This is a genomic window from Streptomyces sp. S465 (assembly GCF_026898115.1).
GTDB lineage: Bacteria > Actinomycetota > Actinomycetes > Streptomycetales > Streptomycetaceae > Streptomyces > Streptomyces luomodiensis.
Genome location: NZ_CP114036.1, coordinates 111,933 through 134,230, shown reverse-complemented (window position 1 = coordinate 134,230; position 22,298 = coordinate 111,933). Strand labels below are relative to the sequence as shown.

Annotated in this window: 17 protein-coding genes and 4 pseudogenes; 15 read left to right on the top strand and 6 right to left on the bottom strand. The window is 70.8% G+C overall.

All coding sequences use genetic code 11. The features are described 5' to 3' along the window. Both N6H00_RS00670 and N6H00_RS00665 read right to left on the bottom strand, forming a co-directional pair. Positions 1 to 927: a VOC family protein gene (locus N6H00_RS00670; RefSeq protein ID WP_268969504.1), complete on the bottom strand. Its 927-nt coding sequence runs from the start codon at positions 925 to 927 to the stop codon at positions 1 to 3. A 14-nt stretch (positions 928 to 941) separates the two neighbouring features. Further along, the gene (locus tag N6H00_RS00665; RefSeq protein WP_268969503.1) at positions 942 to 1,778 is read right to left on the bottom strand and encodes a fumarylacetoacetate hydrolase family protein; all 837 of its coding nucleotides are present in this window, start codon (positions 1,776 to 1,778) and stop codon (positions 942 to 944) included. Positions 1,779 to 1,897: 119 nt separating this feature from the next. On the opposite strand from N6H00_RS00665, the gene N6H00_RS00660 reads away from it, so the two are divergent. After that, positions 1,898 to 2,605: a GntR family transcriptional regulator gene (locus N6H00_RS00660; RefSeq protein WP_268969502.1), complete on the top strand. Its 708-nt coding sequence runs from the start codon at positions 1,898 to 1,900 to the stop codon at positions 2,603 to 2,605. Positions 2,606 to 3,312: 707 nt separating this feature from the next. On the opposite strand, the gene N6H00_RS00655 is transcribed toward N6H00_RS00660, so the two are convergent. Continuing rightward, entirely contained in the window at positions 3,313 to 4,245 is a 933-nt protein-coding gene (locus N6H00_RS00655) for an NADP-dependent oxidoreductase (protein ID WP_268969501.1), read from the bottom strand. Positions 4,246 to 4,320: 75 nt separating this feature from the next. Between N6H00_RS00655 and N6H00_RS00650 the strand changes: the two genes are divergently transcribed. From N6H00_RS00650 to eno, 3 genes and pseudogenes are all read left to right on the top strand, one after another. Continuing rightward, entirely contained in the window at positions 4,321 to 4,701 is a 381-nt protein-coding gene (locus N6H00_RS00650) for a winged helix-turn-helix transcriptional regulator (RefSeq protein ID WP_268969500.1), read from the top strand. 564 nt (positions 4,702 to 5,265) lie between these two features. Next, a pseudogene (locus N6H00_RS40385) lies at positions 5,266 to 5,782 on the top strand (PP2C family protein-serine/threonine phosphatase); the annotation flags it as partial. A gap of 99 nt (positions 5,783 to 5,881) precedes the next feature. Continuing rightward, positions 5,882 to 6,367: pseudogene (eno, locus tag N6H00_RS40090) on the top strand (phosphopyruvate hydratase); the annotation flags it as partial. Positions 6,368 to 6,610: 243 nt separating this feature from the next. On the opposite strand, the pseudogene N6H00_RS00635 reads toward eno, so the two are convergent. Further along, positions 6,611 to 7,003, bottom strand: a pseudogene (locus tag N6H00_RS00635) (carboxylesterase family protein); the annotation flags it as partial. A 52-nt stretch (positions 7,004 to 7,055) separates the two neighbouring features. Continuing rightward, positions 7,056 to 7,223 (bottom strand): annotated as a pseudogene (locus N6H00_RS00630) (3-oxoacyl-ACP reductase); the annotation flags it as partial. A gap of 268 nt (positions 7,224 to 7,491) precedes the next feature. Here N6H00_RS00630 and N6H00_RS00625 point away from each other — a divergent pair. After that, entirely contained in the window at positions 7,492 to 8,448 is a 957-nt protein-coding gene (locus tag N6H00_RS00625) for a PaaX family transcriptional regulator (RefSeq protein ID WP_268969499.1), read from the top strand. Positions 8,449 to 8,453: 5 nt separating this feature from the next. Here the strand turns inward: N6H00_RS00625 and N6H00_RS00620 are convergent, their stop codons facing one another. Next, a complete protein-coding gene (locus N6H00_RS00620) occupies positions 8,454 to 9,419 on the bottom strand; it encodes a PaaX family transcriptional regulator (protein WP_268969498.1) in 966 nt (321 codons plus the stop codon). Positions 9,420 to 9,655: 236 nt separating this feature from the next. Here N6H00_RS00620 and N6H00_RS00615 point away from each other — a divergent pair, with 236 nt between their 5' ends. Genes N6H00_RS00615 through N6H00_RS00570 form a run of 10 tightly spaced genes read left to right on the top strand, consistent with a single transcriptional unit; the run spans position 9,656 to position 22,242 of the window. Continuing rightward, positions 9,656 to 11,242 (top strand): ABC transporter substrate-binding protein, encoded by a 1,587-nt coding sequence (locus N6H00_RS00615; protein ID WP_268969497.1) that lies wholly within the window; start codon positions 9,656 to 9,658, stop codon positions 11,240 to 11,242. Positions 11,243 to 11,291: 49 nt separating this feature from the next. Beyond that, positions 11,292 to 12,233, top strand: coding sequence for an ABC transporter permease (locus tag N6H00_RS00610; RefSeq protein ID WP_268969496.1), 942 nt, complete (start codon positions 11,292 to 11,294; stop codon positions 12,231 to 12,233). Next, positions 12,230 to 14,149 carry a dipeptide/oligopeptide/nickel ABC transporter permease/ATP-binding protein gene (locus N6H00_RS00605; RefSeq protein WP_268969495.1) on the top strand — a complete coding sequence of 640 codons (1,920 nt, stop codon included), beginning with the start codon at positions 12,230 to 12,232 and terminating at the stop codon, positions 14,147 to 14,149. The genes N6H00_RS00610 and N6H00_RS00605 overlap by 4 nt, the downstream gene beginning before the upstream one ends. Next, positions 14,113 to 15,189: an ABC transporter ATP-binding protein gene (locus N6H00_RS00600; RefSeq protein ID WP_268969494.1), complete on the top strand. Its 1,077-nt coding sequence runs from the start codon at positions 14,113 to 14,115 to the stop codon at positions 15,187 to 15,189. The genes N6H00_RS00605 and N6H00_RS00600 overlap by 37 nt, the downstream gene beginning before the upstream one ends. Next, positions 15,186 to 16,643, top strand: a complete 1,458-nt coding sequence (locus tag N6H00_RS00595; protein ID WP_268969493.1) for an alpha/beta hydrolase domain-containing protein — start codon at positions 15,186 to 15,188, stop codon at positions 16,641 to 16,643. Before N6H00_RS00600 ends, N6H00_RS00595 begins: the two co-directional genes overlap by 4 nt. Continuing rightward, on the top strand, positions 16,640 to 17,488 hold the full coding sequence (locus N6H00_RS00590) for an alpha/beta fold hydrolase (protein ID WP_268969492.1): 849 nt from the start codon (positions 16,640 to 16,642) through the stop codon (positions 17,486 to 17,488). The genes N6H00_RS00595 and N6H00_RS00590 overlap by 4 nt, the downstream gene beginning before the upstream one ends. Continuing rightward, positions 17,485 to 18,618, top strand: coding sequence for a CapA family protein (locus N6H00_RS00585; RefSeq protein WP_268969491.1), 1,134 nt, complete (start codon positions 17,485 to 17,487; stop codon positions 18,616 to 18,618). The genes N6H00_RS00590 and N6H00_RS00585 overlap by 4 nt, the downstream gene beginning before the upstream one ends. Further along, positions 18,615 to 19,871, top strand: coding sequence for a CaiB/BaiF CoA transferase family protein (locus tag N6H00_RS00580; RefSeq protein WP_268969490.1), 1,257 nt, complete (start codon positions 18,615 to 18,617; stop codon positions 19,869 to 19,871). Before N6H00_RS00585 ends, N6H00_RS00580 begins: the two co-directional genes overlap by 4 nt. Before the next feature lie 2 nt (positions 19,872 to 19,873). Then, the gene (locus N6H00_RS00575; protein WP_268969489.1) at positions 19,874 to 20,998 is read left to right on the top strand and encodes a 2-hydroxyacyl-CoA dehydratase family protein; all 1,125 of its coding nucleotides are present in this window, start codon (positions 19,874 to 19,876) and stop codon (positions 20,996 to 20,998) included. Next, positions 20,995 to 22,242 carry a 2-hydroxyacyl-CoA dehydratase family protein gene (locus N6H00_RS00570; protein WP_268969488.1) on the top strand — a complete coding sequence of 416 codons (1,248 nt, stop codon included), beginning with the start codon at positions 20,995 to 20,997 and terminating at the stop codon, positions 22,240 to 22,242. The genes N6H00_RS00575 and N6H00_RS00570 overlap by 4 nt, the downstream gene beginning before the upstream one ends. Positions 22,243 to 22,298: the final 56 nt, after the last annotated feature.

Sequence of the window (22,298 nt, the reverse complement as noted above, 5' to 3'; positions counted from 1 at the left end):
TCAGACGTTGGCCTGGTGGGCGCCGGTCATCAGCGCGGCCAGGTCCTCGGGGGCGAGGAACGACGGCGGAGGCGGCGGCCCCCAGGTGTAGAGCGCCTGCATGCCCTCGAAGGAGCGCGGCGTCCACAGCTGGTCGTCGACGATGCAGTCCATGTCGGCGTAGTACTCGCTGAAGTTGCCGGCCGGATCCTTCAGGTACCAGAAGAAGTTGGACCCGATGTGGTGGCGGCCGAGCCCCCACACATGGCGTTCCGGGTGCTCGGCGAGCATGCGCGTGGCGCCCCGGCCCACCTCGTCGACATCCGTCACCTGCCACGAGGTGTGGTGGAGGAAGTTCAGCGGCGCCTGCTGCACCAGGACGTTGTGGTGGTCGGTGGAGCAGCGCAGGAACGCGGCCGTGCCGGGGACGACGTCGCTGACCTTGAAGCCGAGCCCGTCGGTGAAGAACCGCTGGGTCGACTCCTGCTCCACCGAGCCGATGACGACGTGGCCCAGGGCCAGGGGCCGGACCGGGCCGGTGCGGGAGAGCACGGGCGCCCGGGTGCCGGCGCGGTCCGGGCGTCCGGGGCCGTTGTACGGGGTGGCCGCAACGGTGGCCCGGGTCAGCCGGGGTGCGACATGGACCTGGACCGAGATACCGGCGATGGGTTCCCTGGTGCGCAGGGTGCCGGCGTCGCGTTCGCACGGCAGGTGGAGCCGGTCCAGGTTCGCGGCGATCCGGTCCAGGTCGTCGCCGTCGTCGGCGGCGACCGCCATCCCCAGCAGCCGCCGGGTGGGGGAGTGCTCGAGGACGAACTGCTCACCGCCCTCGACGGTGGCGAACCTCCCGGGTGCCACCTGCTCGAGTCCGAAGTCGGCGTAGTAGTCGGCCGCCCCGGCCACATCCGGCACTCCGACGGTGAGTGACTGAAGCCTGTGCAATGCCATGGGGTGCCCTTCTCTCAGGCGGCGACGCAGGTCTGCCGGAGCTGTCCGATGCCCTCGATACGGGTGACGACCTCATCTCCCGGCCGCAGGTAGCGCTGGGGAGTGCGGGCGTGTCCGACTCCTGAGGGGGTGCCGGTGAAGATCAGGTCGCCCGGCAGCAGCGGGCACACCGCGGACAGCCGTGCGATCAGTTCCGGGACGGGGAAGACCATCGAAGAGGTCCGGGACTTCTGGACGCTCTCCCCGTTGACGAGGCACTCGATCGCCAGATCGTCCGGATCGGCGAACTCGTCGGGGGTGACCAGCACCGGGCCGGTCGGCGCGAATCCGGGGAAGGACTTGCCGAGCGAGAACTGCGGCACGGGGCCCACGGACTGCACCCCGCGCTCGGAGTAGTCCTGGCCCACGGTCAGCCCGGCCACGTAGGACCAGGCGTCCTTGGGCGCAACGTGCTCCGCCCGGCGCCCCATCACCACCACCAACTCGGCTTCCCAGTCGACGCGGCCGCCGGGCAGCCGCAGCAGCGTGTCCGGGCCGGTGAGGGCCGTGGCGAACTTGGTGAAGACCGACGGGGACTCAGGCAGCGCCAGGCCGGCTTCCTCGGCATGGTCGCGGTAGTTCAGCCCGATCGCGAACACCTGCCGCGGTGTCGGCGAGACACCGCCGTCCGGCCCCGTCGGCGCCTGGACACCCGTGGGCCCCAGCCCGGCGGCCCAGGACCGGAACGTGTCCCACTCCTGGAACACGGTCAGCGGATCAGCCGGGAACCGGCCTCCACTGGCCTGCTCGACATCGATCACCGCCTCTCCGGTCACCAGGCACATCCGTCCTGCTCTGGTCGTCGTCCGCATAGCGCGCCGCCTCCGGTCTTCCTGTTTCTGGATGACTGGAGTCAACGCCCTCCTCAGTCGACACGTCAATAAAATCTCGAGATTTTTTGAAAATATCTAGGTGCGCTAGAATCTGCGACATGGCAACTACCAGCTCCATGACCCGTGCCGAGGAGATCTACCAGCGGCTGCGCGCGGACATCCTCAACGGACGGCACGAACCCGGTTCACGTCTGCGCGTGGAGGCGCTGAAGGAGACGTACGGCGCCAGCAGCGGGGTGCTGCGGGAGGCGCTGCCCCGGCTGGTCGGCCAGGGACTGGCGACCTTCGCGCCGCAGCAGGGGTTCCGGGTCGTCACCGTCTCGCCCGAGCACCTGGAGGAGCTGACCGAGGCCCGCGTGTTCATCGAGACCCACCTCGTCCGGGAGTCCGTCACCGCCGGCACCATCGAATGGGAATCCGATCTGCTCGCCGCACACCACCATCTCGCCCGCGTTCCCTTCCTCGACGACGCCGGCGAAATCAACGAACGCTGGCTGAACGCCCACGCCCGCTTCCACCGCGTCCTGCTGGAGGGATGCCCCAACCGGCAGCTGCGGGACATCGCCACACAGCTGCGCGAGGTGGCGGAGGTCTACCGCTGCTGGGCCCGCACACCGACCGAGCACAGCGACCGCGATATCGCGGCAGAGCACAAGACCATCTGCGATCGCGCCATCGAACGGGATGTACCAGGCGTCGTCGAGGCGCTCAGCCGGCACATCAACAGCACCACACACCTGCTGCTCGACGCCTACGGGCGGCGCGAGGAGGAGAGCGAGCAGCACCGCGGCCCCTCCTCCGCGTGAGGACCGAACCCGGGTACGTCGCGTGAACCGGGTCACCACCGTCTCTCCGGCCGCCGCGGACGGTTCGGTGGGGGCTGATGCGCTGGGCGGGCAGCCACCAGGCGGTGCCGGCCAGGCGTGGTGAGCCATGGGTTCGTGGGGACGCGGCCGGTGTTCTCAGCGGGCCGCGTGCGCCGATGTCCCACTGGTCGGGGACCACGCCCGGCTCTGGTGCGGTTGTCGGGGTCTGGGCACGCCGCACTGCCGGCGGCCTGGGGAGCCCCCGTCCGGACGCCGCCGCCCGGGTACCCCCGCCCGTACAGGCAGGGGCACCCGGGCGGAGAGTGACCCGGTGTGTCCGGGGGTCGGTCACGGGTGGAGGGCTTCGCGCAGGGCACGTACTTGGTCCGCCAGGCTGCGCTCGCTGATCCGGGCGTTCGGACCAGCAGGTCATATCCGTGCACGGCGCCGGGGACCTGGACCAGTTCGGTGGTGACCCCGGCGGTGCTGAGGCGAGGCACCCCGCAACGGCTCAAGGCGAGCCTGCCACCGGTACGCCCCGGAGACCGGCGGGTCCGATGGTGCGGCGGCGTGTGATGCCGCTCAGCGCTGGGCGTCCACGAACCGACCGCCTCCGCGGGGGACCGGCCGCTCCGAGAGGCTGCCGGGGCGCGGGCGGTGTGCTGGTGTTCCGGTCGGCCTCGCCCACGCGAGGCCCCACGACGGGATCAGATGGTGAGGACGAGCTTGCCCTGGAGGTGGCCCTCGTCGAGCAGCCGGTGCGCGTCGGCGACGCGCTCGAACGGGAACGTCTGCTGCACATGGACCCGGAGCCTGCCCTGTTCGACGAGTTCGACGAGACCTCGCAGGGCGACCGGATCGGGGTCGACCGCGATGCCGCTGAAGCGCCTGCCGGCCGCCTCGTACAGGGCGGCCAGCTTCGCATCCTGCATGGCGACCGCCGTCACCAGGTGCCCACCTGGGCGGAGCACGTCGAGCGACCGCTCGGCGGTGTCGCCGCCGATCGTGTCGAGCACGACGTCGATGTCGCGGACCGCCTCGGTGAAGTCGACCGCCGTGTAGTCGATCACCTCGTCGGCGCCGAACCCCTCGACGAACTTCCGCTTGCTCCCGCCGGCGGTCGCGATCACGTGCGCGCCGAGCGCTTTCGCGATCTGGATCGCGACGTGGCCGACCCCGCCACCACCGCCGTGCACCAGGACCCGGTCGCCCTCGGTCACGCCGCCGAGGTCAACCAGGCCCTGCCACGCCGTCAGCCCGACGACCGGCAGCGCCGACGCCTCGACATGCGAGAGCGACGCCGGCTTGCGCGCCAGGTGCAACGCCGGCGCAGCCACGACCTCGGCGTACGCGCTCGCCGCCCGCGGGAACAGCGGCATTCCGAACACCTCGTCACCGGGCCTGAACCGCCACGTCTGTGGCGCCTCCTCGACCACGCCGCTGATGTCCCAGCCGAGGACGAACGGCGGCTGGCCGATCAGCGGGGGGAACTCGTCGGCGCGTATGAGCGCCTCCAGCGGGTTCAGCCCGATCGCCTTGACGCGGACGAGAACCTCGGTCGGGAGCGGCTGGGGCTCGGGCGCGTCCACGATGGTGAGCACCTCGGGACCGCCGAACGCCTGCTGGGTGATGACTCGCATGACTCTCCTAGTTGTGGCAGGGGGAGAGAACCCAGGCTATGTTTCCGATAGGAACCGGCAGGTACCTTTGGCGCCATGAGCGGTTTCGGTCCCGGTGATGTCTTTCTCGCCGACTGTCCGGCGCGTCTGGCGGTCGAGCTGATCGCCGACAAGTGGACGGTGGTCGTGCTCTACGGCCTCAGCGAGGGACCGGTGCGCCATGGGGAACTGATCGAGCTGATCGGCGGCATCTCCCGCAAGATGCTCACCCAGACACTCCGGCGGCTCGAGGCGCACGGACTCGTCCGCCGCCACGCCTACGCCGAGGTGCCGCCTCGCGTCGAGTACGAGCTCACCCCGCTCGGGACGACGTTGATCGATCCGATCCACGTGCTGACCGAGTGGGCGAGGGCGAACGGCGACGCAGTGCTCGACGCGCTCGACGCCGATCCCGCGCCGGTCGTCCATAGCGACTGAGGCCCCCGCCGGGGCACTGGGTCTCCTCTGGGCGAGCACCGTCCGGGGCGAGGCTGTGCGTACGGGCGGGACGCCGACGCTGTCCGTGACGACCTGCGCGCCCATGCCGTCGAGCACCTCGGCACCGACGGCGCGGTCCCTTGCGGGTCTCCGGACAGCACGGCGCTCCGGCCCGGCGATTTCACAGCGTGCCGGGCGGCGGCACTCCGGCCGCCTCTATGCCTGAAGCCAGGCGGCCCCCCTCTCGCTCCGGTCGGTGGACGAGCGGGAGGAACAGCGGAAAGGGGAGGGCCGGGAGAATCCGCCTTATCCGGCGGTCAGGAATTCGTCGATGGGCAAGGGGCGATTCACGATGCGGGTGTCACCGACGTTGCCGTGGAAGACGATGTCGACGGCGCCCGCGCTCGGACAGCGACTGAAGGAGCCGGGAGCTGCCTGGGCCCTGCGTAGCAGTCCGTTCGCCGGTCGGCGTCACCGGCGGTGAATCGGCCCCGGGCCATGAGCCCGGCGTTGTCGCCGGCTCACGGTCCCCGCGCGGGCCGCCCGTGAGTCGGACGATATGACGTCCCCAGCTGGCCGCCTGCGCACCCTGCCGTAGAGCTGGCCTCCCGGCGCCTTCCGGCTGGCTCCCCAGCCGGCGTGGGCGGCGACTGGTTCGACGTCATTCCCCTTTCAGGCACCCGTGTCGCCCTGGTCGTTGGTGATGTCGTCGGACACGGCGTCCAGGCCTCCGCCACCATGGGACGTTTGCGCACCGCCGTACGCACCCTCGCTGACGTGGACCTCAGCCCTGAAGAGCTCATCACCCACCTCGACGACCTGGTCATCCGCCTGTCCGGTGCATCCGACAGCGCCGATGGCCACTGCGGCGACGGTGACATCGGCGTCACCTGCCTGTACGCGGTGTACGACCCGATCTCCCGACAGGTGCAGTACCGCCCGCGCCGGGCATCCCCTTCCCGCCGTCGTGCGCCCGGACGGCTCCGTCGACTTCCCGGAGCTGCCTGCGGGCTCGCCACTCGGCCTGGGCGGTCTGCCCTTCGCACGCGCCGAACTGGACCTCGCCGAAGGAAGTCTCCTCGTCCCGAGGACGACCTCGAACTGCGGGGAGTCGCCGCGCTGTCCACCCATGATCACGATCGACATGGGTTCTGACGCTGCTCGACGGCCAAGTGCGGCCGCCGAGGACCAGGCGACGGTCGACCGCACCATGATCGAACTGGACGGGACAGCCACCAAGTCACGGTTGGGCGCCAACGCCCTGCTCGGTGTCTCCCTGGCCACTGCCAAGGCCGCGGCCGCGGCCCACCGGCTACCGCTGTACCGCTACGTCGGCGGAGTCGACGCCCGGCTGCTGCCGGTGCCGATGATGAACATCATCAACGGCGGCGCCCACGCCCACAATCCGCTCGACTTCCAGGAATTCATGATCGCCCCCATCGGCGCGGACACCTTCGCCGAGGCCGTCCGCATGGGCTCGGAAGTCTTCCACACCCTGCGCACCCACCTGCTCGCCGCCGGCCACAGCGTGAACGTCGGCGACGAAGGGGGCTTCGCACCCCAACTGCGCAGCGCCGAGGAAGCCCTCGACTGCGTCGTACGCGCCATCGAACAGACCGGCTACCGGCCCGGCACCGACATCACCCTCGTCATGGACCCGGCCACCTTGGTGGTCAGGCCGCCGCGTGAGTGCCCGAGCCCGTGTGCGGATCGGGCCGGTCGGCATCGGCCCGGGACCCGCCCCGCCGGCGTCGTTCTCAGGTTGCCGCAGTGTGCGCCGGCGCTTCGCGAACGTTGCCCACCAGCACGTTCTCCATGGATCGCACGGAGCCGAACCCGTGTTGCTGGAAGCCTGGGGGATCCAGTTCCCGTCGATGACGCCCCCCAGTGGGCGCCAGGCCAGATGCCGGTCCGGGGGGAAGTAGCGGGTGAGTACGTTCTGAACGGCCAGCAGGCGGTTCGGATCGATGTTCCGCAGCTGGGCCGGGTCGTCAATACGCAGCGGATCGAGGTGCACGCGTGCGACGGCGGCGGCCTTCGGACGCTGCTGGGTGCACCAGGGGGTGAACGGGGACAGCGACTGCAGCACCGCACGCCGGAAGTACCTGTGGGCGTTCGGATGGGTGAGCAGGTGGGAGACCGCGGTGGCGCCGGCGGACTCCCCGCCGATGGTGATGTTGCCGGGATCGCCGCCGAACGCCCCATGTTTTCGTGCACCCACTTCAGCGCGGCGAACTGGTCCTGCACGCCGAGGTTCACCGCGTGCGGCAGATCGCCGGTCAAGAGTCCGAAGTGGACCCATCGCAGGGCACCCAGCCGACGCCGTTGCCGGTGCCCACGCGGTGGGCGCCGCCGAGCCGGTCGGCCGTCGGGGTCTCCCCGACGGCCACGGTGACTCCGACCGCTTGGCCGCCGGCCGCTTCCACGACCCGCACCGCCTCCTGGACCGCCTGCGCGTCCACGTCGTTGACGACGACGGACGCGCAGGCCGCGCCGAGAGCGCGGGCGTACGCCAGGTCCAGTCCGCGGCCGCTCCCGGTGACGACGGCGACCTTTCCGGCGGGTCCCCTGAGTGACGCTCCTCGTTGAGACCATTGCCAGGAATCCTGTCGAGCAACAGTCTCGCTATCGGCAGGATTCCTGTCGATGGCAGTCCGTGGCGGACATGGTTCGCGTGCTGGAGACCCGCGGCCGCATCTCGCGCCGCCCGAATGCCGGCAACCGCCGCGAGCGATGACCACGTCCGGCACACCGGGGGAGGGGCGGCGCCACCCCCGCTAAGCTGAGCTGGTGTCATCGTCGAAGCCGTCCATCGAAGCACTCGTCCTCCGGCGTGCTGAAGAGGGGACCCTCCTGCCGCGCCAGCAGACGGGAACCTCGCCGCAACGTCTGCTGACCACACTCCTGGGCGAGTACTGGCTGGACGCGCCGGCGGCGCTGCCGATGGCGGCGCTCATCTCCCTGCTCGCCGAGTTCGGCATCAGTGAGACCAGCGCGCGGGCCACTGCCAACCGGCTCGTCAAGCGCGGAGTGCTCGCGGCGGAACGTGCCGGGCGCCAGGCGTACCTGCGGTTCAGCGAGACGGGCCGGGAGGACAGCCGGCAGAAGACCGCCAGCATCATCCGGTTCGGCGCGGGGCCGCGTGAGTGGGACGGGCTGTGGACGGTGGCCGGATTCAGCATCCCCGAGCAACAGCGCGCCGTACGGCACCGGGTGCGCAGTTACCTGCGGTGGCTCGGGTTCGCGCCGCTCTTCGACGGCCTATGGGTGTCCCCGCACGCCGATCCGGAGGCGCTGGACGCCATCTTCCGGGCGGCCGGCGTCGGTGACCTGACCGTGCTGCGGGCCACCGAGGCCGGAGGGACGTCACCTCTGACCGCGTGGGATCTCGACGCGGTCGCCAGGGCCTACCGGGCGTTCGTGGACGAGTACCGGCCGGCCGCGGCGCGTCTGGCCTCGGGGGACCTGAACCTCGCGGAGGCGCTTGCCGTGCGGCTGCGGGCCTTCGACGCCTGGCGTGCCTTTCCCGGAATCGATGCCGACCTACCCGACGAGCTGCTGCCGTCGAACTGGCCGAGGGCTGAGGCCAGAGCGGTGTTCGAGGAGCTGTACGACGGCCTCGGCCCCCTCGCCGAGCTGCGTTTCCGCCAGATCGTCGGGACCCATGACGCCGGCCTCGCGGACCTGGCGAAGCACCGCACGACGGGTGACTGGGCGGCGTTGTCTTCAGGTAACCCCGGGGATTGAGGGGATCACCGGCGGGTACGATTCCCCGGCCCGTCTTCCGGCCGCCGGTCAGGGGCGGCGCAGAGCTGGTCGACGGACTGGAACCGCGCCCGGGCGGCCGCCTCGGCGTCGTGCGCTCCCATGATCTGCTTGACCCGGCTCTCAGCCAGCGGACCGAGGGCGTTGTACACCTCGGTGAACAGGGAACGGGCCTGGTCGCGCGGCCAGCCTGCGGGCATGTGCGCACTGGGCAGCCCAGGGTCCGTGCCGGGGAAACGCCGGTAGGTGTCCATCAAGCGGGTCCGCGCGATGAGCGCCTGCCGGGGGGTCACGGTCCCCGCGAGCACGGCCTCCAGCAGTGGACGGGTCTCGTCGATGAACGACGTGTACACGGCCGCCAGACGCTCCAGATCCCAGGCGGACAACGGAGAGCGGTCGACCGTGGTGTCGGCGGTCGCGGTGAAGACGGTCGCCGTGGAGACGTCCAAGCTGGTCAGCACGGCCCTGGCGTCGGCCGCGGTCGACGTGGCCGACACCCAGACGGCGTCGTACAGCGGGGCGAAGCCGAACCAGCTCAGCCGGGAGCGCAGCAGATGTCTGCTCTCGCGCCGGTGCTCCGGGATGGAGAACGCGACGATGGTCCACCGGCCGTCCCAGTCGGAGTCCAGGCCGAAGGAGGCGATGCGCCGGCCGCCCTCCGCCATCCGCTCCGCCGCATGGTCGCTCAGCCGGTAGAACGTCTGCCGGCCGGCCCGTCGCACCTCGACCAGACCGCGGCGCAGCAACCGGCTGAGGGCGGCGCGGGCGCTGGGCCTTGTCACGCCGAACTCGGCCAGCAGATCGATGAGGCCGGCAGAGGGCAGATCCCGCTCGTGCCGTATCCAGTAGTCACCGAGCAGCGTGACCAGGAGATGCTGGGGCGACGAACCGCCCTGGGCGCGGGGCATCGCCGGCTCGGTGAGATCCCGGGCTGAGGCGGATACTGTCTGCACGCTCTCTGTCCTTACCGTCGAACGTCGTCAACGTGAGACAGATTCGTTGACGTCCGGATGGCTGTGCTCGCTGAATGATTTCCCGTCGGGCGCCAGTACGTCAATGTTCCGGCGCGGCACTTTCATACGCATGTGTCAGACGGCGAAACAACATGTTGCACTTGTATTGACGCTCGTCAGGTGCGCCTATACGTTCGCTGCATCTTGTGGCCGAATCACACCCATCGGAGTGCGTGATGCACGAGCCTCTTCGTACAACCGGGTGGAGCCGCCGTCCGACCGGTCGCCACCGTCTCGCAGCCTTCGCCCTGGTCTCGGCGCTCTTCGTGGGCGCGTGCTCCGGAACCGGCAGTGTCGCCGCCGACGACGGCCAGCTCTCCCTGCAGTTCGCCGGACCGCCCATCAGCCTCAACCCGGCCCTGGCCGGCAACGGAGGCTCGACCGTGTTCACCGCCCTCACCTACGATCCGCTGATCTACCTCAGCGGCGAGGGGAAGCTGGTACCGGACCTGGCGACCGAATGGCACTACACCGACGACACCAACACCGTCTTCGTGCTCGAACTGCGCGAGGGCGTCAGGTTCTACGACGGCTCCGCGCTCGACGCCGACGCGGTCGCCGCCTCGATGAAATACTTCCTCAAGGCCGGTGGCGGCCTGGTCGGCAAGGTCGGCGCCATCAAGGACATCAAGGCCACCGGCCCCATGGAAGTGCGCATCACCTACGCCGAGCCTCAGCCCGACGCGGCGATGACGATGACCCAGTACAACGGCATCGGCAACATCATCGGTCCCAAGGGCCTGGCCAACCCGCAGTCCCTGCTGACCTCCAGCGACGGCACCGGACAGTACGTGTACGACGGTGACGCGTCCGTCGCCGGCAACCGGTACGTGTACAAGCGCAACCCCCGCTACTTCCGGCCGTCGGCGCAGCAGTTCGAGTCCGTGGCCGTCCATATCATCGGCAACGCCAACGCCGTGCTCTCCGCCGCCCGTACCGGACAGGTCCAGTACGCCTCCGGCAACCCCAACACCGCCGGCGCCGCCGAACGCGCGGGACTCACCGTCCGTGCCGCTCCCTTCTACAACTGGGCGCTCAACCTGGTCGACCGGAAAGGCACGGTCTCACCGCCGCTCGCCGACCGGCGCGTACGCCAGGCGATGGCGCTGGCCTTCGACCGCCCGACGATGGCACACGGCCTCGCCGGTGAATACGCCTCCGCCAGCGACCAGATGCTGCTGCCGGGAACCGACGGTTACGACAAGTCCATCGGCTACGGGCACAACGTCCGCAAGGCCAAGAAGCTGCTGGCCGAGGCCGGTTACCCCGACGGTTTCCACCTCACCGTGCTGACCCAGTCGCTCATCGATCCCAACACCAACTACTCCCAGGCTATCGCCGCCGCCCTGGAGGACATCGGCATCGACGTGACGCTCAAGGTGCAGTCCACCGGCATCGCCCAGTACAGCGCCGACGCACTGTCGAAGAAGTACGCCGCCACCATCTTTCCCAACGTCGGCGCGACCATGGCCGAACTGGACTCCCAAGTCATGAACGGCGCCTTCAACCCGTTCGGTTCCTCCGACAAAAAGTTCCAGGCACTCCTGGACCGGGCCGCTGCCGAGACCGATGACGAAGCCCGTACCGAGCTGTATCAGAAGGCATCCAAGCGCCTGGAGGACCTGGCATGGTTCGTGCCCGTCTTCGCGACGAAGAACATCTCCTACGCCTCCCCGAACCTCGAGAACATCACCTCGTCGGTCATCAACCCCAACCCGGTCCCCGTGGGCCCCAGCGCCGACCTCTCCTGGCGGCTGAAGTGACCACCGGGCCCACCATCCGACACACCGTCCACGGACCGGGAGGCAGAGCGTGCTGCGTCTGATAGGCAAGCGGATCGCGATGTCGGTCCCCCTGCTGCTGATCGTCTCTCTCCTCATCTTCGGGCTGCAGGCATTGATTCCCGGAGATGCCGCGCGGACCATCCTCGGCGAGAACGCCACACCGCAGACCGTGGCCGCCCTGCGTGACCAGCTCGGCCTGAACGAACCGTGGGCCGAGCGGTACGGCCACTGGCTGCTCGACGCGGTCCACGGCGATCTCGGCACATCGATCATCAGCGGCGTCGATGTGATGTCCGGCCTGAGCGGCCGCCTGGGCGTCACCCTCTCCCTGCTGGTGCCGAGCATGCTGCTCAGCGCCGTCGTCGGGATCGCCCTCGGCTTCGCCAGCGCTGCCCGCGGCGGCCTGCTCGGCCGGTTCATCGACGTGGTGTCCCTGCTGGGCTTCGCCCTGCCGAGCTTCTGGATCGCGCTCATCCTGGTGGCCGTCCTCGCCGAACGGGCCGGCCTCCTCCCGGCCACCGGCTACACCGCCTTCGGCGAGTCCCCCCTCGGTTGGCTCAAGTCCATCACGCTGCCGGTGCTCGCGCTGAGCCTGCACGGCATCACCGCGGTGGCCAAGCAGACCCGTGACACCGTCATGGAGGTGATGGAGGCCGACTACGTCCGCTTCCTCAAGGCCAACGGCATAGGGACCATGTCCCTCCAGTTCCGTCACATCCTGCGGAACGCGGCGATCCCCGTGGTCACCTCACTCGGCCTGGTCGCCGTCGGCATGCTCAGCGGCGCGGTCTTCATCGAGAACGTCTTCGTGCTCCCGGGCCTGGGAACCCTCGCCACCCAGGCCACCCTCGACCACGACGTGCCCGTCATCCTCGGCGTCGGTGTGGTCCTCACCCTCGCGGTGATCGTCATCAACCTTCTGATCGACGTCGCCTACGGCCTCCTCAACCCGAAGGTTCGTACCACATGACCACTACGGCACCCGCACCGTCGGCACCGCCGGAGAAGAACCGCGGCATCGTCCGCTCGGTGTTGCGCACCCCCCGCGGCCTGATCGCCGGCGGCTTCCTGCTCCTGCTGATCCTCCTCAGCGCCCTGGCCCCGGTCCTGGCACCGGCGGACCCCCTGCGGCTGAACCTGCACCACGTCCTGGAACTGCCCTCCTCCTCCTACTGGCTGGGCACCGACACCCTCGGCCGGGACGTCCTGAGCAGGCTGCTGTACGGAGGCCGCTCGACCCTCGCGGGCGTGCTCGAAGGAGTCGTCACCCATCTGCTGGTCGCCGTACCGCTCGGTGTCGCCACCGGCTACCTCGGCGGGCGGTTCGACCGGGTGGTCATGCGGATCTGCGACATCGTGATGGCGGTACCGACGATCGTCATCCTGCTCGGCATCCTGACCATCTTCGACCGCTCCATCGCCGCCGCGATGATCACCCTCGGCGCGCTGAGCGCCTCCGGCACGCTCCGCATCGTGCGCGGCGCGGCCATGTCGGTGCGGCAGGAACTCTACGTGTCCGCGGCCGAATTGCTCGGCCTCAGCCGCGCCCAGATCGTCTTCCGGCACATCCTGCCCCGCTGCCGCGGCGTCATCATCGTGCAGACCTCCCTGTTCGCCGCCGTGGCCATCGGTATCCAGACCGGTCTGACCTTCCTCGGCCTCGGGCCTCCGCCGCCCGCCCCCACCTGGGGCGGCATGATCAACGAGACCGCCGCCACCATGACGAAGGACCCCTGGTTGCTCGTCCCGGCCGGCGGGCTGATCGCCCTGACCGTGCTGGCCTTCGGCATCCTCGGTGACGTCGTCCGCGACGTCACCGCGCAGGGCCACACCACGTCCGGCGGCCTGCGGGCCCGGCCCGTCGGCAGACACCGGGACTCCACGGACCCCGCCGCCCCGGTCGACGACTCCGTCCTGCTCTCCGTGCGAGACCTCGACGTCTCCTTCCTCACCCCGCGCGGCGAGGTCGACGTGCTCACCAAGGTGAGTTTCGAACTGCGGGCCGGTCAGACGCTCGGCCTGGTCGGTGAGTCGGGCAGCGGCAAGTCCGTCACCGCACGCGCCGTGCTCGGCCTGCTGGAGGCCAACGGCTCGGTCACCGGCGGTCGCGTCCACTTCCAGGGACGCGACCTGACCGGGGCGAGCAAGAAGGAACTGGCGGACATCCGGGGCAAGCGCATCGCGCTGATCTCCCAGGAACCCATGGTGGCCCTCGATCCGTCCTTCCGGATCGGCGCCCAGCTCCGCGAGATCGTCCGTGCCCACGGCCGGATGTCACGCCGGGACGCGGACCGCCGCGTGCTCGAACTGCTGGAAATGGTCGAGCTGCCCGACCCCGAAGAGATCGTCAGGCGCTACCCGTTCCAGATCTCCGGCGGCATGGCACAGCGCATCGCCATCGCCGCGGCACTCGCGGGTGATCCCGCCCTGCTGATCGCCGACGAGCCGACCACCGCCCTCGACGTCACCGTGCAGGCCGACATCCTGGCCCTTCTGAGGCGCATCCAGAAGGACACCGGCATGGCCGTGCTCATCGTCACCCACGACTGGGGCGTCGTCGCCGACCTCTGCTCGCACGTCGCGGTCATGTACGCCGGGCAGATCGTGGAGAGCGCGCCCGTCGAGGACGTCTTCGCCCGCCCGTCCCACCCCTACACCGATGCCCTGATGGCCACCAGCCCGGAACACGCGCGGCGCCGCACACCGATCAGAGCCATTGAGGGAACCGTGCCCGCGCCCGGCAGCCGGCCCACAGGATGCCGCTTCCGTACCCGCTGTCCCCTCGCCGCGGCCGACTGCGCCGAGAAGAACATCCCACTCATCCACCTCGACCAGGAGCGTACGAGCCGATGCATCCACATTCCAGCGCTCCGGGCGAGCCGGTGAGCGCCACCGCCGGCCTCGAGGGCACCGGCCTGACCATCCGCGACCTCGTCGTGGACTACGCGACGGGACGCAAGAAGCGGCGGCGCGCCGTCGACGGAGTCAGCCTCGACGTTCCCACCGGACGCACCGTCGGGCTGGTGGGGGAATCAGGGTCGGGCAAGTCGACCGTGGCCAAGGCCGTCCTCGGCATGGCCCCGGTCAGCTCCGGCACGCTCACCTACGGTCCGACCCGGTTGCAGGACCTCGGCCGCGGGAGTCGGCCCCAGCAGATCCAGGTCGTGTTCCAGGACCCGTACAGCTCCCTGGACCCGACCAAGACCATCGGCTACACCCTCGCCGAACCGCTGCGCGCCCACACCGACCGGACCGGCACCCGGCTCACCGAGAGCGACCGCGGCACGGCCGTACGGACCATGCTGGAGAAGGTGGGCCTGCCCCCCGAGGCGGCCGACCGCTACCCCGCGCAGTTCTCCGGAGGACAACGCCAGCGCATCTCCATCGCGCGGGCCCTGATCCTGCGACCCGAACTGGTCATCTGCGACGAAGCCGTCAGCGCCCTCGACCTGTCGGTACAGGCCCAGATCCTCAACCTGCTCCTCGAACTCCAGCAGGACCTCGGCCTGTCGATGCTCTTCATCACCCACGACCTGTCCGTGGTCCACCACATCGCCGAGGACATCGTCGTCCTCTACCGGGGCCGGGTGCTGGAGTCCGGCACCGCCGAGGCGGTGTGCCGCACTCCCAGCCACCCCTACACCCGGCAACTGGTCATGTCGGCACCGCTGCACAGCGTCAGCCGGCAGCGCCGCCGCCGGGAACAGCGGGAGGCCATGACACCGCCACCGGCACGACTGGCGCCCTTGGCGGACTCCTGCCCCTTCACCCACCGTTGTCCCCACGCCGTCGAGCGCTGCCGCACCGAGCGCCCCGCGCTGCGTGCCTCGCCCCACGGCGGCCGGGTCGCCTGCCACCGCGCGGACGAACTGCCGCCCTGGACCGAGACCTTCACCGTGTCGCCCGAGAAGAACGAGAACCCGTGACCCTGCACCTGCGTGAACTGCCCGTCACCCCAGGCTCGTCGCCCCTGGGCACCAGCCACCTCCCCGACCAGGACATCGGCGTCGACCTGGCCCCCCTCGGCTACACCGAACGCGAATTCCTGGTCAGCGGCACCGCCGGGGAGTACCGCCACCGCGACGGCGTCCTGGAGCGCACCGGCGAGCGGCCCTTCACCACACGGGTCCTGGTCCGCACCCCGGCGCCCGAGCGCTTCAACGGCGTCGTCCAGGCCGAACCACTGCATCCCGACTACGACAGCGCCGGCACCTGGCGCATGGCACACGGATGGATCACAGCCACCGGGGCCGCCTGGGTCGGCATCACCCAGGACCACCGGAGCGCGGCGACCCTGCGGGACGACTACGACCCCGACCGCTACCGCGACGTGTCCATCCCCGCCGCCGGCCTGCGCTGGGACATCGTCGGCCACATCCTCACCGCCCTGCGCACCCCCGGTCCGAGTGTGCTCCACGACCTGGCCGAGCGGGTGAGCCACGTCTACCTCTCCGGCTGGTCGAACACCGGCAGTTTCTGCCGCGTCTTCCTTCAGGACGGCTTCCACGCCCGGCATCGCCTGCGCGACTCGGCGCCCGCCGTCGACGGCTACCTCATCGGCATCTCCTCCGGCGCGGCCGGCGACTCGGGCTACCCCCCACTGGCCGACGGCTCACCCTCGCTGCCGCACGACGACCCGCGGCGCGTCATCGGCCCGGCCGATGTGCCGGTCTTCGAGGTCCTCAGCGAGCTGGAGAGCGAGACACACCGCTGCGTCCTGCGCCCGGACGGTGACACACCCGACGACCGCTATCGCCTCTACCAGGTCGCCGGCACCTCCCACCACAGCCCGCTGCTGTCCTCCGTACTGACCAACAGCGCCCAGTTCCGGCGCCTGGGCCACGACGTCTCCGACTGGCGGATCACCGAGGAGACCAGCGACGCCCAGCTCGACGCCGTCGCCCGCGCCGCCTACGCCCTGCTGCACCGCTGGGCCGCCGCCGGACAGCCGCCACCGCACGCCGAACGGTTCTCCTACGCCGCACCGGACGGCAGCGTCCCTCCCGGAACGGCGGAGGAACTGCTGCGCGACGCGTACGGCAATGTGCGCGGCGGCGTCCGCACCCCCTGGGTCGAGGCTCCCCTGGCGGCCTACTCCCCGCACAGCACACCGGCGCCCGGCTCCTGTCGTCCCTCGCCCTGGGCGCCGCTGGGCAGCCCGGAACTCGTCGCCGGCCTCATCGGCCACATGACCCCGCTCCCCGCGGAACAGGTGGCCGCACTGTACGCCGACCGTCAGGACTACCTGAACAGGTTCGAGGCAGCCTGCGACCGGCTGACCGCCCAGGGCCTGCTGCTCGAACCGGACGCACACGACCTGCTGGTCGCGGCACGCCGACGTCCATTCCCCCGCCCCTCCGAGAAGGGACAGCTTCCGTGAGCATCCTGAGCCTGGACGGAGCCGACGTGTGGTATGAACGCCACGGTTCCGGCTCCGACATCGTCTTCTCCAGCGCCTCCGACTTCGGCCCGTACCCGGCCGTCCTCGCCGACGACCCGTACGGCTGCACCGTCGTCACCGTCCAGGCGCGGGGCTTCGGCCGCTCCAGCCACCTCGCCGAACCCCCGGCCGCCGGCTGGCTCGACCAGTGGGGCGAGGACGTCCTCGCCGTCGCCGACCACCTCGGCGTCGACACCTTCGTCTACACGGGCGTGTCGCACGGCGCCGGCATCGGCTGGCACCTCGCCCGACGCCACCCCGAGCGGCTGCGCGCCCTGATCAGCGTCGTCGGCACACCGCACGACCGCCAGGGCGACACCTCCTCGTCCGCGGGGCGCCGCCGCATCGTCGAAGGACGGCGTGACCCGGCCGTGGTGGAGGAGCAGTTCCGCGTCCTGGGCGGACGCACCGAAGGCGCCGCACGCCTCGCCCTGCGGGAGCGGACCGTCAAGGAACTGGTCGAACGCAACCTCGGCTACACCGACGAGGAGGCCACCGTCAACCAGGGCATGCCCTTCCCCGAGGCCAGGACCAACGACGAACTCGCCCGGGTGCTGGAGACGATCACCGTGCCCGTGCTGTCCCTGGCCGGCATGCGCGACGGGGTCATCTCACCCGGGTCGGCCCTGCGCGCGGCCACCCGCGTACCGCACTGCAAGTCGGTGTTCTTCGAGGACGAGGGCCACTTCATCGCCAAGGAACGCCCCGCGCGCCTCGCCCGTGAGGTGCGTGTGTTCCTCGACGAACTCGCCGACTACGAGACCAACGGAGGGAACTGGCGATGACCACCATCCTCGCTGTGGGCGACATCGTCCTCGACGAGCCCGAACCGGACTCCTTCTTCGACCCCAGCCGGGCCGCGCTGGCCGCAGGCGACGTCGTCATCGGTCACGTGGAGGTACCGCACTCCACCACCACCGTGCAGACCAGCACCGACGTACCCGCGCCCCCGGCCGACCCGGCCGCGCTCGGCGCACTGGCCCGCGCCGGCTTCCACATCGCGACCCTGGCGGGCAACCACATCGCCGACGCCGGCCCGGAAGGGGTACTGGACACCGTCCGGCACGCCCGCGAACACGGCCTTGTCACCACCGGCGCGGGGGCCGGCCTGGCAGCCGCCCGTCAGCCCGCCGTCGTCACCGGCGCCGGCCGCAGCGTCGCCGTGCTCAGCTACAACTGCGTGGGCCCGAGGGAGAGCTGGGCCACCTCGGCCAAGCCCGGCTGCGCCTACGTCCACGTCCTGACCCACTACGAACTGGATCACGCCAGTCCCGGCGGACCACCGAACATCTACACCTTCGCCGACCCCGACAGCCTGGAGCGGATGCGGGACGACGTCGCACGCGCCAAGCGGGAGGCCGACGTCGTGGTCGTCGCCCTGCACAAGGGCATCGGCCACACTCCGGCGGCGATCGCCATGTACGAACGGCCCGTCGCCCAGGCCGCCGTCGACGCCGGAGCCGACGCCGTCGTCGCCCACCACGCCCACATCATGCGGGGCATCGAGATGTACCGGGGCCGGCCGATCTACCACGGCCTCGGCAACTTCGTCACCGTCACCCGCGCCCTCACCCCCTCCGGTGACGACGACAGCCCGGAGCGGGCGGAGTGGGCGCGGCGCCGGGTCGAGCTGTACGGCTTCACCCCGGACCCGGACATGCCGTACTACCCCTTCCACCCCGAGAGCAGGAACACCGTCATCGCCTCCGTGGAGGTCGACGACGACGGAGTGCGGGCCGGTCTGGTGCCGTGCCTGATCGACGACCGGGGACGTCCGGTGCCGTTGACCCGCGACACCGGCGGCGAGGAGGTCGTGGAGTACGTCCGCGACATCACGCGCAGGGCCGGACTGCACACCCGGTTCGAATGGGCCGGCGAATCCGTCGTGACCGTCCGCGAGGAGGAAGAACTGTGACCGCCCAGCCGCAGACCGACCGCGGGACCGCCCGTCCGCTCGACGGCATCGTCGTCCTCGACCTGACCACCGCGCTCGCCGGCCCCTACGCCACGCTCCTGCTCGGGGGGCTGGGCGCCACGGTCGTCAAGGTGGAGAACCCCGCGACCGGCGGCGACGCCGCGCGCAACAACTCTCCCTACTACGGCCGTGACGGACTCGCCATCGCCCGCAGCGGCGACACCGACATGTCGGTGTCGATGATGGGCCGAGGACGGAACAAGAAAAGCATCACGCTCAACCTCAAGGACGACCGGGGACGCGCCACGTTCCTGCGACTGGCCCGCAACGCCGATGTCGTCGTGGAGAACTACGCCGCCGGCACGGCCGACCGGCTCGGCATCGGCTACACCGCCGTACGCGAGGTCAACCCGTCCGTCATCTACACCTCCATCAGCGGCTTCGGGGCCGGGAGCGGGACGGGCAAGGCGATGGACTCCATCATCCAGGCGCTCAGCGGCGTCATGTACACGGCCGGCGAGCCGGGCGCCGACCCGATCCGCTCCGGCCTGCCGGTGGGCGACCTGCTGGCCCCCCTCTACGCGGTCATCGGCACCCTCGCCGCCACGATCCAGCGTGACCACACGGGGCAGGGCCAGCACGTCGACGTCTCCATGCTCGGCGCGCTCACCTCCCTGCTGTCCATCGAGCCCTTCGACGCCCTCGCCAGGCTCGGCCTGCCCCAGCGGACGGGCAACGAGCTGCCGCGCCTGGCACCGTTCGGCATCTTCCCCGCCAAGGACGGCTTCATCGCCCTGTGCGCACCCACCGACACCTTCGCCCGCGGTGTCTTCCGGGCAGTGGGGAGGCCGGAACTCGCCGACGGCGACGAGTTCGCCACACGCGACCAGCGGGTACGCAACGCACCCGCACTCCACCAGATCATCAAGGACTGGACGCGGGAGCGGCCCAGGGCGGAGGCCGTCGCGGCGCTGGCCGCGGAAGGGGTCCCGGCCGCCGAGGTCCTCGAACCGGCGGACGCCCTGCGCAACCCGGTGGTACTGGAACGCGAGGAGGTCGTCGAACTCGGCCACCCCGAACACGGCCCCACCGGCCTGATGGGACCCGGCGTACCGATCCGCTTCTCGGACTCCGACGTCAGCCTGGACCGGCCCGCACCCCACCTCGGGGAGCACACCGCCGAGCTGCTGACCCGGCTCGGCGGTCTGACCGAGGACGAGATCGCGGAACTGCGCAGCGGGGGAGTGGTGTGACGGTGACCCACTCCCGCGCACGGCAGGCGGCCGAGGCGCTGAGGGCCGCCCACGACAACCGGATGCTGCACGCCAGACAGTGGGCGGACCAGGGCCGCCCGGTCGTCGGCTGCATCGGCGCGGACGCCCCGGTGGAACTCATCACCGCGGCGGGCGCGCTGCCCGTGAGGCTGGCGGGCACACCGGGCCGGGACACCCGGCCGGCCGGGACCTATCTGGCCGGTGCCGTCGATCCCCAGGCGGTCAACGTGCTGATGACGTTCCTGCCGCCGGGCGGTCCCGATGTCGACCTGGTCGTCATCACCCACGACTGCGACGCGTCCGTCCAGCTCTTCTACACCCTGCGCGAACTGCGCCGCATCGGTGCCACGACCCTGCCCCCGGTCTGCTTCGTCGACCTCCTGCACCTCCCGGGCGACGCCACCCTCCGGTACAACGTGCGCCGGCTGCGCCGCCTGGCGGACCAGCTCGCGGCCTGGCGCGGACACCCCCTCGACGCCACCGAACTGGAGCAGGCCGTCACCGCCCACAACGCGGCCCGCGCCGCCCGCAGCGCCCTGCGCCGCCACCGTGCCTCGGCGCTGCCGGGTGCCGAGGCCCTGAGGTGGTACACCGCGGGCACGGTGATGCCACCGGACGTGTACGCACGCACGGTCACCGAGGCGCTGGAATCTCCGGCCGCTCCGCCCGCGGGCCGCCGGCTCTTCCTCTCCGGGAGTACGCACGACACCGCCGACGTCTACGACGCGCTGGAAGCCGACGGGTGGTTCATCGTCGGCGACGACCACGACGGAGGGGACGCCGGGGACCAGCCTCCCGTCACCGAACCCACCCTTGAGGGGCTGGCCGCCCACTACACCCGCGCGGTGCTGCCCGCAGCCGCCCGCACCCCTGAGGAGCGCGCCGCCACGGTGGGGGAGGGCGTGCGCCGAACCGGCGCGGAGGCCTTCCTCAGCTACTGCCGCCGTTACGACGACGCGCACCTGTGGGACTTCGCCGCCCAGCGCGCGGCAGTGTCCGTCCCCTCGGCGCTCGTACGCGACCAGCCCTACGGTGCCATCGACCTCGACGCACTCGGCACCCCCTCGCACCCGTCCGGCTCGTGGAACGCGCAGGTGACCTCGTGAACAACCGACAGCGTCTCACCGCGGCCGGCGACGCGCTCCGCCACCAGCGTGAGTGGTTCGCCGGTCTGCGGACCGAAGCCGAACGGGGCGTGCCACTGGCCCTGGTCAACGCGGACGCCCCCCACGAGATCTTCCGGGCGATGGGCGTCCCCTACGTGGTGAACCAATGGTGGTCCTCCATCATCTCCGCCAAACGCATGTCCGGCCGCTACCTGGAGGCGCTGCGGGACCGGGGACTGCCCGACGACGTGGAGCAGTACAGTGCCCTGCCGCTCGCCGAGGCGCTGGCCCCGCGGGGCGACGACGCTCCGTGGGGCGGGCTGCCGCTGCCGACGGTGGTGGTCGCCGAGTGCACCGGTGACAACACACGCCGGATGTTCAGTCTCTGGGAGAGCGAACTGGGCGTGCCGTTCGTGCCGCTGGAGAGCGCCGCCGCCGAGACGGTGCCCACCGACTGGTGGAACCTGATGCGTCACGACTGGGAGACCGCCATCGGCCGCGACCGTGTCGACCTGCTCCACCAGGAGCTCCAGGCCGTCATTCCCCGGCTGGAACGCCTCACCGGCGCCACCTACGACGCCGGCCGGCTCGCCGAGATCATGGCACTCTCCAACGAACAGGCCGAGTGGAACCGCCGGACGCGCGACCTTTTGGCCCAGGCGCCGGGCTGTCCCGTTCCGGTCAACGACATCATCCCGGCGGTGATGATCCCGCAGTGGCACCGCGGCACCCCCTGGGCCACGGCGGCCGCCGAGTCGCTGTACCGCGAGGTGCGCTCCCTGGTCGACGAGGGGAGGACGGTCGTCCCGCGGGAACGGCGGCGGCTGATGTGGATCGGCCGGGGTCTCTGGTTCGACATGGACTTCTACCGGTCCTTCGAGCAGTCGCACGGCGCGGTGTTCGTGTGGTCCATGTACCTCGCCCTGGCCGCCGACGCCTACGCCCGCTACGGTGATGATCCGCTGCGCGCTCTGGCCGCCCGCTTCTGTGCCTTCCGCGACCAGATGTACACACCGCCGTGGTCGGTGGAGTGGTACGTCAAGGAGGCACGGGCCCACCGCGTCGACGGCGTTGTGCACCTCGTCAGCCCGGACAGCCGTAGCAGCTGGTTCACCACGCACGCTCTCGAGACGGCGGGCATCCCGGTCATCGAGATCCGTGCCGACAACTCCGACAGCCGCGCACTGGATCCGGCGGAGCTGCACCAGCGGGTGGCGCGGTGGATCGAGTCACTGGACACCTGACCGGGTGAGGCATCCCCCTGGTGTCCTGCCGGCCGCGCGGCCGGCAGGACACCGGC

Excerpts from the sequence above, each read along its gene's own strand:
- N6H00_RS00670 (WP_268969504.1), bottom strand. The coding sequence starts at position 927 with ATGGCATTGCACAGGCTTCAGTCACTCACCGTCGGAGTGCCGGATGTG.
- N6H00_RS00665 (WP_268969503.1), bottom strand. The coding sequence starts at position 1,778 with ATGCGGACGACGACCAGAGCAGGACGGATGTGCCTGGTGACCGGAGAG.
- N6H00_RS00660 (WP_268969502.1), top strand. The coding sequence starts at position 1,898 with ATGGCAACTACCAGCTCCATGACCCGTGCCGAGGAGATCTACCAGCGG.
- N6H00_RS00655 (WP_268969501.1), bottom strand. The coding sequence starts at position 4,245 with ATGCGAGTCATCACCCAGCAGGCGTTCGGCGGTCCCGAGGTGCTCACC.
- N6H00_RS00650 (WP_268969500.1), top strand. The coding sequence starts at position 4,321 with ATGAGCGGTTTCGGTCCCGGTGATGTCTTTCTCGCCGACTGTCCGGCG.
- N6H00_RS00615 (WP_268969497.1), top strand. The coding sequence starts at position 9,656 with ATGCACGAGCCTCTTCGTACAACCGGGTGGAGCCGCCGTCCGACCGGT.
- N6H00_RS00605 (WP_268969495.1), top strand. The coding sequence starts at position 12,230 with ATGACCACTACGGCACCCGCACCGTCGGCACCGCCGGAGAAGAACCGC.
- N6H00_RS00600 (WP_268969494.1), top strand. The coding sequence starts at position 14,113 with ATGCATCCACATTCCAGCGCTCCGGGCGAGCCGGTGAGCGCCACCGCC.
- N6H00_RS00585 (WP_268969491.1), top strand. The coding sequence starts at position 17,485 with ATGACCACCATCCTCGCTGTGGGCGACATCGTCCTCGACGAGCCCGAA.